Source organism: Dokdonia pacifica (assembly GCF_900188275.1).
Classification (GTDB): Bacteria; Bacteroidota; Bacteroidia; order Flavobacteriales; family Flavobacteriaceae; genus Dokdonia; species Dokdonia pacifica.
In genome coordinates this window covers 340,199-352,601 of record NZ_FZNY01000006.1, presented here as the reverse complement: position 1 = coordinate 352,601, position 12,403 = coordinate 340,199, and the positions used below count along the sequence as shown (strand labels likewise).

Genomic DNA, 12,403 nt, shown 5'->3' with positions numbered 1-12,403 from the left:
TTCTAAAAAGGAATTATGATAAGTTGTAATGCTATCTATAGATTAGGTATTTTAGCAACGTTAAAAATTCATTTTTTTAAACATCTAGAAACAACTAATTTGAATCAGCCCTATTCAGGTTTATTCAAACTTCAAAATACAACATACATTGAATTACCTTTCGGTTGAGCAAATATCAAAATCATTTGGAGAACGCACCTTATTTAAAGACATTTCCTTTGGAATTAATAAAGATCAAAAAATAGGATTTGTCGCAAAAAATGGAACGGGAAAAACATCACTATTACATATTGTTGCTGGATTAGACACTCCTGATAACGGACAAGTGATTTCTAGAAAAGGAATCACAATTTCTTTTTTGCCTCAAGAGCCAGATCTAGACCCTACATTAAGTATAGAAGAAACCATATTTTCTAGTGGCAATAAAATATTACAAATTATTGCCGCCTATGAAAAAGCCCTACTCCATATGGAAGATCAAGAAGCTTACCAAAAAGCTTTTGATGCTATGGAAGCTGCGCAAGCATGGGACTTTGAAACGCAATACAAACAAATTCTTTTCAAACTAAAATTAGATGACCTAAGTCGTAAAGTAAATTTACTGAGTGGAGGCCAAAAAAAACGTCTTGCCCTTGCTGTTTTATTATTAAACAATCCAGACTTAGTCATTCTAGATGAACCCACAAACCATTTGGATCTTGAAATGATTGAATGGTTGGAAGAATATTTCAAAAAGGAAAACCTCACCCTTTTTATGGTTACACATGATCGTTATTTTCTAGAAAATGTGTGTAATGAAATTGTAGAGCTTGAAGACGGGCAACTCTACAGTTACAAAGGGAATTATGCTTATTATTTAGAGAATAAAGATGCTCGTATGGCTGCTCAAGCATCCGAAACAGCAAAAGCAAAACAGCTCTACAAAAAAGAATTGGAGTGGATGCGTAGACAACCCAAGGCACGTACTACAAAATCAAAATCTCGTATTGATGACTTTTTTGAAATTAAAGAGAGAGCACACAAACGTCGTAATGACCACCAAGTACAATTAGAAATCAATATGGAACGTCTAGGAAGTAAAATCCTAGAATTTCATAATGTAGGCAAATCCTATGGTGACCTTACCTTACTCAATAAATTTGAATATGTTTTTAAAACTGGAGAACGTATTGGAATTATAGGAAAAAATGGAACAGGAAAAACAACGTTCCTTAATATTATGACAGGTGCATTACCGCCAGACACAGGAAAAGTAATTGTTGGTGACACCGTAAAATTTGGTTACTATACCCAGAAAGGAATCCATATAAAAGAAGGACAAAAAGTTATTGAAGTTATCAAAGAGTTTGGTGATTTCATTCCCCTTAAAAAGGGGCGCACTATTTCAGCCGGACAGCTTTTAGAACGCTTTCTTTTTGACAGAAAAAAACAATACGATTATGTAGAAAAATTAAGTGGAGGTGAGCGCAAACGTCTGTATTTATGTACCGTTTTCATTCAAAATCCTAATTTTCTTATTCTCGATGAACCTACTAATGATCTAGATGTTGTAACACTTAACGTACTTGAAAATTTCCTTCTTGATTTCCCTGGTTGCCTCGTAGTTGTATCACACGATCGTTATTTCATGGATAAAATCGTAGATCACCTTTTTGTATTCAAAGGCGATGCTATTGTAGAAGATTTTCCAGGAAATTATAGCGACTTCAGAACCTATGAAGGAGATATTAATTCCGCTTTCGCGAAAGCGGATGCAGCAAAAAACACAACCGCTGCAATAGAAGTATCCGAACCTAAAAAAAGCTGGAAAGAAAAACAACACACAGGAAAACTTTCCTACCAAGAACAAAAAGAACACACCAAATTAGAACGAGAAATCGCACAACTGGAGAGAGATAAAATTGAAAAAGAAAAAGAATTCTTAAATCCTGATTTAACACAAGATCAAATTACAGAGGCCTCAAAAGAACTAGAAAAAATTATAACGGATATAGATACCAAAGAAGAACGCTGGTTTGAACTCTCTGCAAAAATGGAAGAATAACCCTTGGAGATTTGAGATTTGAGATTTGAGATTTGAGATTTGAGATTTGAGATTTGAGATTTGAGGAATATTTAAAAAATAAACTACGGTATTGCTACACCAACTAATCACATATATAAAATGGCTACCTACTACGTTTCATCTTCATGGGATACACTCTCCTTTTGTATTTTCATTTAAAAAAGATTGCCTTAAGAATACAACTCAAAAAGACTCAGATCACATTATCACAAACTACAGAAAGGCGCTTTTAAAAAACAATCAAACAATCTCAGTAACAGATTTTGGAGCAGGCTCAAGAGTTTTTACATCAAACGAAAGAAAAGTAAAAAAAATAGCACAATACGCAGGAGCTACTCATAAAAGGATGCGTTTGATACAACACGTTGTAAACTATTTTACTCCTGAATATATCTTAGAAATAGGCACTTCTATAGGCATGGGCACCATAGCACTTGCCTCACAACCTAAGGCAAGAGTCACCAGCTTAGAAGGATGCCCCGAAACGGCACAGGTAGCAAAAACACAACTTCAAAATTTTAGGATTACAAACACTGAGATTATCGTTGGAGAATTTAGCAAAAGCATAAAAAAACTACAGAATAACAGCTACGACCTCATTTATTTTGATGGGAATCATTCTAAGGAAGCTACTTTACAATATGCCTATAGCTTATTAGCAACGGTAACGAATGAAACTGTTTGGATTTTTGATGATATTCATTGGTCTTCAGAAATGACTCAAGCATGGAATCTTATAAAAGAATTCCCTGAGGTAACAGTAACTATAGATTCTTTTTGGTTGGGATTTGTATTTTTCAGAAAAGAACAGCGTAAAGAGCATTTTGCAATTAAGATCTAAAAAAGAGGCGCATTATGCGCCTCTTTTTTATTAAACTAATTCTTTATAGCTTCAGAAACTTCTTCACAATAGTTTCTTTATCAGAAATAATATGCACGAAGTACATCCCTGCTGCTTCTTTTTCCAAATCGATGCGAGTGCGTAATTGATCTTTAATAGTTGAAGTAAATACAGACCTTCCTGTTACATCCAACACTTCTATACTACCATCAAAATAGGAAGGCATCACTACTTCAAATATCCCACTACTAGGATTTGGATAAACAACCACATCTTGAGATAGCGCACTTATTTTTTCTGAATCGACATTTGTACTATGTACAGTATTCCCTGATCGTATTTGACCATCTATATCGCCTACCATAGGTGGAATACGTTGATCATTAATAAAATATCCAGAAGAAGTAGTATTATTTAAAAATAATGCATTGGGATCAAAATTAGCACCAGATCCTGCCGTGTCTGGATTAAAAACAACCCCCATACGTGACCTTATTGCATTTGGAAAACCATACGCAACATATATCCTCCCATCCATTCCTCGTTGTATTTGATGAGGATTAGAGACTGCATCTTCATCTGACGCCCCTACCTCTCTAACATCTAAATACAATGGAGTAAATGGATTCGTTGTATTAGAAGGGTCTAATGCAGCCGTTATGTTAAACTGCGACATTGCATATCCAGTTGTTGTAATATTTGGAAATTGTGATCTCCATTGATAGGAAATATATGCAAGCTCTTCAGAAGAAGAAAACTCGATTGCTACAGGTCTTACATAAATTAAATTAGCATCAAAATCTGTCAACTGTAAATCTCTCTGTCCTGAAATTCGAACACCTCCTGATGTGACTTGCACATCAAACAACATAAATGTCCCGTCATCAAAATCAGGGTGAGACATTCCTAATTTTGTAAGACTTGGTGATAGCTTGATCTGTGACTGCCTATCTTCTTCTATTAAATTAGGTCCAAATTCCAAACTCGCTGGATTTGCTCTAAAACGATCATATTCAAAAACGCCTGGTTCTGATGATGATGGACTAACCAATACAGGACCATTATCATCTTCTATTTTATACACATAAAACGTATCAAAAACCAATCGTTGTTCGTGGTATGCTATTTCTGGATTAGGTCCTACAGCAATGAGGTAAGGCAATCCATCATGAGGGTTTACAAAACTGGTCATACGCATACTCATATATGGTGTAACTTCTATGTTTTCTTTTCCAGACACTGTTGCTCCTTGTCCTCCATTTGCATCTACATCATAAATACTATACACCAAAGCACCTTCTTGCCCCATTTTAAGTTGACGACTTCCCATGATATAATATTTCCCTTCCTGCCCAGGAATAGGTAAAATTTCTGTTTTATCATAATCAAAAACGCGAGCTACTTGATCATGATTTCCATTCCACACTCTAAACCCATTTGTATAAAATAATGGGTTTCCTAATCCATCACTCACAGAAGCTGTATAATTTTCTTCCATAAAATGTCTATAATTAGGATCTTTACTGGCTTGATAATCTAATGATACTGTAGGAAAAGACGTTCCTCCTGCAAATTCAACCCCTCTAGAACCACCATTAGATTCCCAAGTGTCACCTATATACCAATTGGAATTTTTTAAAGGATACGTATTTGATTGAGCAAATGCCATTGTTATAGGTAAACTCAGCATAAAAGCGAGTATGACATACTTTTGTAATGTATTGTTTTTCATAATTTTAAAAATATAAGTTAGTAGTACTATGCAAGTTTTCCGGATCATATCTTACACATAGTAGTTAGGACACACACACTTTCTTACCCATTTATTTTTAAAATATTTTTGCTTAATGGGAAAATATTATGAAGAAACTTGTAACAATCTTTTACTTTAGTCTTCTAATAGCAAAACCATTTGTTATTTCTCAACTAACAATACAGTAATTTACAGTATGAGTAATTTGATTAAGATTCGAGATATTCGAAGAGATTTTCGTTTAGGAAGTGAAATTGTATATGTACTTAAAGGTATCGATTTAGATATTGATAAAGGTGAATATGTAGCATTTATGGGACCTTCTGGTTCTGGAAAATCCACTTTAATGAATCTTTTAGGATGTTTAGACACCCCAACTTCTGGAACATATATCCTTAACAATCGTGATGTAAGTAGTATGTCTGACGATGAACTTGCAGATGTTCGTAATACAGAAATAGGGTTTGTTTTTCAAACATTTAACTTATTACCACGTACTACTGCTTTAGATAATGTAGCCTTACCAATGGTATATGCTGGATCTTCAAAAACAGATCGTCGTAAACGTGCTGAAGAGGTACTTACGGATGTAGGTCTTGCAGATCGTATGGATCACAAACCTAATCAGCTTTCTGGAGGACAACGACAGCGTGTAGCTGTAGGTCGTGCTTTAGTAAACAAACCATCTATTATCCTAGCAGATGAGCCTACTGGAAATCTAGATTCTAAAACATCTGTAGAGATCATGGCATTATTTGATGAAATTCATGCCGCTGGAAATACCGTTATTTTAGTAACTCACGAAGAAGAGATCGCAGAACACGCACATCGTGTTATACGATTACGAGATGGTATTATAGAAAGTGACGTAAGAAATAAGAAATAACACACTTTTCATCTCTTATAAGTATGTTTCTTTATACGCTTTCGCGAAAGCGTACCCTTAATTTTTCACCATACAATAGCACTTCTTATCATAAAGAAAAATGAGCTATCAAATTACCTATCTAGCATTTGTAATTTGATCTAGATGAACGTATCTTCATCACAAAGAAATAGTGCCATGGAATTCTTTGACTCATTATCAAATCCCACAAAAGTATTAGTCATTTTTATAGGCTTAGCCGTTTTATTTATGGTTGTTTTTGCTAATAACAACCGTAATAAAAACAAACTATACCGTCGTAAAAAGCGTAATTTTAAAGATAACTACGAGGCTAAAAAGAAAGAGAAATCAAATTGAGTTCAGCTTTTAAATATGGATTTTTGAGTATCATATTTCTTATGTTGTGCTCTTGTCGTTCGCAGTTTGCTTCAGAATATATGTTGCATAAAAAAAAACAAATTCAGAAATGGACACCTCTATTAGGGGAAAAAATAACTTTAACTGGCGAAGCTGTTAATTATAAAATAGGTGCAGGATTGTTGATAAAAAAAGATAGTATTAACATCTGGATTAACGGTTTAAGAAGCTGGCCAGAAAATTATTATCTAGGTGAAGGAAAATCAAAAACATTGGAAGTTTCTGGTGTATTAATTGAAAAATATGATCTTCCTGTATTTAGAAGAAGTAAAGACCCTAAATCTGGTATTACGAGAACTGGAATTCCAATTCCATATGGTATAAATCTTAAAAAAGCAAGTCACCGATTTTTATTGAAAGATGCAAATTGGGTAATTATTGATTAATAATCAAAATAAGATTTCCGTTATAGCGGAAATGAAAAAGAAATGAAAATATACACAAAAACAGGAGATAAAGGAACCACTGCACTTTTTGGAGGTACACGCGTTCCTAAACATCATATCCGTATAGACAGTTATGGTACTGTAGATGAATTAAATTCGCACATAGGGCTTATACGCGACCAAGAAATTGATCCGAGAAGTAAAGAAATTTTAGTACATATTCAAGATAGGCTTTTTACTGTAGGTGCTGTACTTGCTACAGATCCAGAAAAAATGACCTTAAAAAATGGGAAAGACAGACTTAATATTCCGCGTGTAGATGAAGAAGACATTACACTTTTAGAAACAGAGATGGACAAAATGAATGATCATTTACCACCAATGACACATTTTGTATTACCTGGAGGACACACTACAGTGTCATATTGTCACATTGCTCGCTGTGTTTGCCGTAGAGCAGAGCGTTTAGCCACAGCGCTTTATGAATTAGAGCCATTTGACGAACACACGTTAAAGTACCTTAACCGACTTTCTGACTACCTTTTTGTACTGGCACGGAAGTTGTCCAACGATTTACAGGCAGATGAGATCAAATGGATCCCAAAAAAATTAGAATAAAGAATACCCTGCTATATCAAGCAAAAACAGTACTCCCAAGTAAGAATAACACCCGTACTGACATGCCTCTGATACATACGTTCTTAAATTTATTTTGAAATAATCGGCATTTCACTTGGTTTTCTGCTTAGAAAAATTATTTTTGCACAAAATTTAAAAACATATATGCTATGTACTGGACATTAGAACTAGCTTCGTATTTAAGTGATGCACCTTGGCCGGCAACAAAAGATGAGTTGATCGATTATGCGATAAGAACTGGAGCACCTCTAGAAGTAGTTGAGAATCTACAAGCAATTGAAGATGAGGGTGACTCTTATGATTCAATCGAAGAGATTTGGCCAGATTATCCTTCTGATGAAGATTATCTCTGGAACGAAGATGAATATTAATAAAACATTACGTTAAAACACTATAAAAAGTCTCGCATAGAGGCTTTTTTTTTGAGTAAATTTGATGTTTATAAATTACACATAACAGACACCATACATTATGGGATTATTAGACAAAGTATTAAAAGTATTTGTAGGTGATAAGTCTAAACAAGACGTTGGAGTTATTACACCTATTGTAGATAAAATCAAGTCATACGAAAGTGAGTTTGAAGCTATTTCCTTAGATGAGTTAAGAGGAAAGACCATAGATTTCAAACAACGTCTTGCTGATGCATTACAAGATATAAATGATCGTATCGCGACATTACAGTCTGAAGCAGAAACTACAGAAGATATAGATCATAGAGAAGAAATCTACTCGCAAATAGATGGTTTAAAAGACGAGGCATATACGGTTTCTGAAAAAACATTAAATGAAATCCTTCCTGAAGCTTTTGCTGTTGTAAAAGAAACAGCAAAGCGTTTTACACATAATACATCATTAGAAGTTACTGCCTCAGAATATGATAGACTTTTAAGTGGTTCTAAAGATTATGTTACACTAGATGGTGATAAAGCCATATGGGCAAATAGTTGGGATGCAGCAGGTAAAGAGGTTACTTGGGATATGATCCATTATGACGTACAGCTTATTGGGGGTGTTGCTATGCATCAAGGAAAAATTGCTGAGATGCAAACAGGAGAAGGAAAAACACTTGTAGCGACATTGCCTGTATATTTGAATGCACTTACTGGTAACGGAGTACACCTAGTAACCGTAAATGATTACTTAGCAAAACGTGATAGCGCATGGATGGCACCCATATTCCAATTCCATGGATTAACAATAGACTGTATAGATTATCACAGACCAAATAGCCCGGAACGTCGCGCAGCCTATGCTGCAGATATTACGTATGGTACAAACAATGAATTTGGTTTTGATTACTTACGTGATAATATGTCACATTCACCAGATGATTTAGTACAACGCCCTCATAATTATGCCATCGTAGATGAAGTTGACTCGGTACTTGTAGATGATGCACGTACACCACTTATTATATCTGGACCTGTACCTAAAGGAGATGTTCACGAATTTGATGCACTAAAACCTCAAATAGAAAAATTAGTTTCTATACAACGCCAGCAATTAGTAAGTACACTTGCCGAAGCAAAAAAATTAATTGCATCTGGAGATACAAAAGAAGGAGGTGTACAATTACTACGTGTATATCGTGGTCTCCCAAAAAACAAAGCACTTATTAAATATCTAAGTGAAGAAGGAATTCGTCAATTATTACAAAAGACAGAAAACTTCTACATGCAAGATAATAATCGTGAGATGCCAAAAATTGATGCAGAATTATACTTCACTATTGATGAGAAGAATAATCAAATCGAGCTTGCAGATCGCGGGATAGAATACCTTTCTGGAACAGAAGATCCAAACTTCTTTGTAATGCCAGAAATGGGAATGGAAATTGCCAAAATAGAAGACAAAGGACTTACGCCAGAACAAGAAGCCGAAGAAAAAGAAGAGCTTTTCCGTGAGTTTAGCGTAAAATCTGAACGTATTCATACTATGAATCAGTTACTAAAAGCATATACGCTTTTTGAAAAAGATACAGAGTATGTGGTGATGGATAACAAAGTAATGATCGTCGATGAACAAACGGGGCGTATCATGGACGGACGACGTTACAGTGACGGACTTCACCAAGCAATTGAAGCAAAAGAAAATGTAAAAATTGAAGATGCTACACAAACATTTGCTACTGTAACTTTACAGAATTACTTCCGTATGTACCGTAAATTATCAGGAATGACGGGTACAGCTATTACAGAAGCAGGAGAATTATGGGAGATCTATAAACTTGATGTTATTGAAATCCCAACAAATAGACCTATAGCTCGTAAAGACAGAGACGATCTTGTATATAAAACAAAACGTGAAAAATATAATGCCGTTATTGAAGAGGTAACACAACTTTCTAATGCAGGAAGACCTGTGCTTATTGGTACAACCTCTGTAGAAATTTCTGAGTTATTAAGTCGTATGCTTACTATACGTAAAGTTCCTCATAACGTACTGAATGCAAAGCTTCACAAAAAAGAAGCAGATATTGTTGCAGAAGCTGGTAATGCAGGAATTGTAACTATTGCAACCAATATGGCAGGACGTGGTACAGACATTAAACTTTCAGATCAAGTAAAGGATGCTGGTGGACTTGCCATTATAGGTACAGAACGTCATGACTCACGACGTGTAGACAGGCAGCTACGTGGTCGTTCAGGACGTCAAGGAGATCCAGGAAGCTCACAGTTTTATGTGTCTCTAGAAGATAATTTAATGCGCCTTTTCGGAAGTGAACGTATCGCTAAAATGATGGACCGTATGGGTCTTAAAGAAGGAGAAGTGATACAACATGGTATGATTTCTAAATCTATAGAACGCGCTCAGAAAAAAGTAGAAGAAAATAACTTTGGGGTTCGTAAACGATTACTAGAATATGATGATGTAATGAATGCGCAACGTGAAGTTGTATACAAACGTCGTCGTCACGCATTGCATGGAGAACGTTTACGTGTAGATCTTGCAAACATGATCTATGATACCTCAGAAGTAATTGTAGAAGCAAATAAGCAAGCTCAAGATTACAAAAACTTCGAATTTGAATTGATACGCTACTTCTCTATGAGTAGTCCAATATCACAGTCAGAGTTTGGTAGCCTTTCGGCAAAAGAAATTACAGACAAGGTATATCACACAGCATTTGATCATTATAAAGATAAAATGACACGTAATGCAGATCTTGCACTTCCAATTATAAAAAGAGTGTATGAAGACCCTTCAAGTAATTTTGAACGTATCGTCGTTCCTTTTACTGATGGAACAAAAGAATTACGTGTTGTAACAAATCTGAAGGAGGCTTATGAATCTGAAGGAAAACAATTGGTAACAGATTTTGAAAAAAATATTACGCTTGCCATTATTGATGATGCATGGAAAACGCATTTACGCAAAATGGATGAGTTAAAACAAAGTGTACAACTTGCCGTTCATGAGCAAAAAGACCCTTTATTAATTTATAAGTTTGAAGCCTTTGAACTTTTCAAAGTAATGATTGACAAAGTAAATAAGGAAGTGATCTCTTTCTTATTTAAAGGAGAAATCCCTCAAGGAAATCAGCAACAAGTTTCAGATGCCGAAAAAGTAAGACGTCCAAAAGAAAAATTAGAAACTTCAAAAGAAGAGATTCCTAATATGGATGAACGCTCGGCACAAGCAAGAGCTGCTGGAAATACACAACCTCAGCAACAGCAAGTAACTGAGACTATTGTCCGTGATCGTCCAAAAATAGGACGTAATGAACGCGTTACTATAAAGAATGTAATGACTGGCGAAAATAAAGAAGTAAAATACAAACAAGCTGAGCCTTTACTTGCTAAAGGACAGTGGGTACTTGTAGAAGATTAATTTCTTTTAGTCTACACTAATAAAAAAACGGTGAGCACATGCTCACCGTTTTTTTATTATAACAATAATTGCATATCGAAATCTAAAATTTGTAATTTAACGGTCTATGAATACGCACGACAACATTATCATACAGAATTACAGCAACGGTAAGTATACAAACCCTAAATCAAATAATTGGATCGATAATTACGAACCTGCTTCTGGTAAAATCTATAGTAAGATTCCTAACAGTAATGCACAAGATATTGAGGAAGCGGTAGCTTTCGCGAAAGCGGCATTTACCACATGGTCTACCACGACTATTGATGAACGTAGTCATATTCTTTTAAAGATCGCAGAAGGAATAGAAAACAGACTACAAGAATTAGTAGAAGCCGAAAGTAGAGATAATGGAAAACCTGTAAAACTAGCCAAAGCAGTAGATATTCCAAGAGCCGCTTCCAATTTTCGATTTTTTGGACATGCCATTACACAATTTGCATCAGAAAGTCATGAAAGCGTAGGGTTACAAGCCATGAATTTTACACTACGTAAACCTATTGGTGTAGTAGGTTGTATAAGCCCATGGAACCTTCCATTGTACTTATTTACTTGGAAAATTGCACCTGCCATTGCTGCGGGTAATTGTGTCATTGCAAAACCATCAGAAGTAACACCCATGACAGCCTTCCTTTTAGGAGAGATCTGTACAGAAGCTGGATTACCACCGGGTGTTTTGAACATTATGCATGGCTTAGGAACTTCAACGGGACAAGCAATCTTAGATCATCCAGATATCAAAGCAATTAGTTTTACGGGAGGTACCAAAACAGGAGAGCATATTGCACGTACTTGTGCTCCTAAATTTAAAAAACTATCATTAGAGTTAGGAGGTAAAAATCCAAACATCATCTTTGCCGATTGTGACTATGACCGTATGCTCAAAACAACACTTCATTCTTCTTTTGCAAATCAGGGTCAAATATGCTTATGTGGCAGTCGCATTTTTGTAGAACGTCCATTATATGATAGGTTTAAAAAAGATTTTGTGGCGCGTGTAAAAGAATTGGTTGTTGCGCATCCCGCTTCCGCGAAAGCAAACTTAGGAGCATTAGTTTCTAAATCACATCTAGAAAAAGTTCAATCTTATATTGCATTAGCTCCAGACGAAGGAGGTACTATTCTATGCGGAGGAAATCAAGTCATCATACCAGAATATGAAGAAGGGTATTACCTAGAGCCTACAGTCATAGAAGTACAAAGCAATCGTTGCAAACTCAATCAAGAAGAAATTTTTGGACCAGTTGTTACGATCATGCCATTTGACACTGAAGAAGAAGTACTTGAATATGCAAATGATGTTACTTATGGTCTCTCTTCTACACTATGGACTAAAGATATAGATAGAACTATGAGAATGAGTAACGCATTACAAGCTGGTATTGTTTGGGTAAATACTTGGATGATGCGAGATTTACGCACGCCTTTTGGAGGTGTAAAAGCTAGTGGTGTAGGTAGGGAAGGCGGTTTTGAAGCATTGCGCTTTTTTACGGAACCTAAAAATGTGTGTATAAAGTATAACTAACATAGTTACATACTT

Annotated in this window: 10 protein-coding genes; 9 read left to right on the top strand and 1 reads right to left on the bottom strand. The window is 35.4% G+C overall.

What is annotated here, in order from left to right:
* Nucleotides 1–148: 148 nt before the first annotated feature.
* Nucleotides 149–2,044 carry an ABC-F family ATP-binding cassette domain-containing protein gene (locus tag CHB80_RS18265; protein ID WP_089372943.1) on the top strand — a complete coding sequence of 632 codons (1,896 nt, stop codon included), beginning with the start codon at nucleotides 149–151 and terminating at the stop codon, nucleotides 2,042–2,044.
* Nucleotides 2,045–2,135: 91 nt separating this feature from the next.
* Entirely contained in the window at nucleotides 2,136–2,906 is a 771-nt protein-coding gene (locus CHB80_RS18260) for an O-methyltransferase (RefSeq protein ID WP_089372942.1), read from the top strand.
* Nucleotides 2,907–2,949: 43 nt separating this feature from the next.
* Here CHB80_RS18260 and CHB80_RS18255 read toward each other — a convergent pair whose 3' ends face one another.
* Nucleotides 2,950–4,638, bottom strand: a complete 1,689-nt coding sequence (locus CHB80_RS18255; RefSeq protein WP_179218212.1) for a T9SS type A sorting domain-containing protein — start codon at nucleotides 4,636–4,638, stop codon at nucleotides 2,950–2,952.
* A gap of 217 nt (nucleotides 4,639–4,855) precedes the next feature.
* On the opposite strand from CHB80_RS18255, the gene CHB80_RS18250 reads away from it, so the two are divergent.
* The 7 genes from CHB80_RS18250 to CHB80_RS18220 all read left to right on the top strand — a co-directional run bounded on the left by CHB80_RS18250 (nucleotide 4,856) and on the right by CHB80_RS18220 (nucleotide 12,388).
* Nucleotides 4,856–5,545, top strand: a complete 690-nt coding sequence (locus tag CHB80_RS18250) for an ABC transporter ATP-binding protein (protein WP_089372940.1) — start codon at nucleotides 4,856–4,858, stop codon at nucleotides 5,543–5,545.
* 144 nt (nucleotides 5,546–5,689) lie between these two features.
* A complete protein-coding gene (locus CHB80_RS18245) occupies nucleotides 5,690–5,902 on the top strand; it encodes a hypothetical protein (protein WP_229746919.1) in 213 nt (70 codons plus the stop codon).
* A gap of 23 nt (nucleotides 5,903–5,925) precedes the next feature.
* Nucleotides 5,926–6,348 carry a hypothetical protein gene (locus CHB80_RS18240; RefSeq protein ID WP_143337178.1) on the top strand — a complete coding sequence of 141 codons (423 nt, stop codon included), beginning with the start codon at nucleotides 5,926–5,928 and terminating at the stop codon, nucleotides 6,346–6,348.
* Between the two features lie 42 nt (nucleotides 6,349–6,390).
* Nucleotides 6,391–6,966, top strand: a complete 576-nt coding sequence (locus CHB80_RS18235; RefSeq protein ID WP_089372937.1) for a cob(I)yrinic acid a,c-diamide adenosyltransferase — start codon at nucleotides 6,391–6,393, stop codon at nucleotides 6,964–6,966.
* Between the two features lie 170 nt (nucleotides 6,967–7,136).
* Nucleotides 7,137–7,358 carry a DUF2795 domain-containing protein gene (locus CHB80_RS18230; protein ID WP_013751528.1) on the top strand — a complete coding sequence of 74 codons (222 nt, stop codon included), beginning with the start codon at nucleotides 7,137–7,139 and terminating at the stop codon, nucleotides 7,356–7,358.
* Between the two features lie 100 nt (nucleotides 7,359–7,458).
* Nucleotides 7,459–10,821, top strand: coding sequence for a preprotein translocase subunit SecA (gene secA / locus CHB80_RS18225; RefSeq protein ID WP_089372936.1), 3,363 nt, complete (start codon nucleotides 7,459–7,461; stop codon nucleotides 10,819–10,821).
* 106 nt (nucleotides 10,822–10,927) lie between these two features.
* Nucleotides 10,928–12,388: an aldehyde dehydrogenase gene (locus CHB80_RS18220; RefSeq protein ID WP_089372935.1), complete on the top strand. Its 1,461-nt coding sequence runs from the start codon at nucleotides 10,928–10,930 to the stop codon at nucleotides 12,386–12,388.
* Nucleotides 12,389–12,403: the final 15 nt, after the last annotated feature.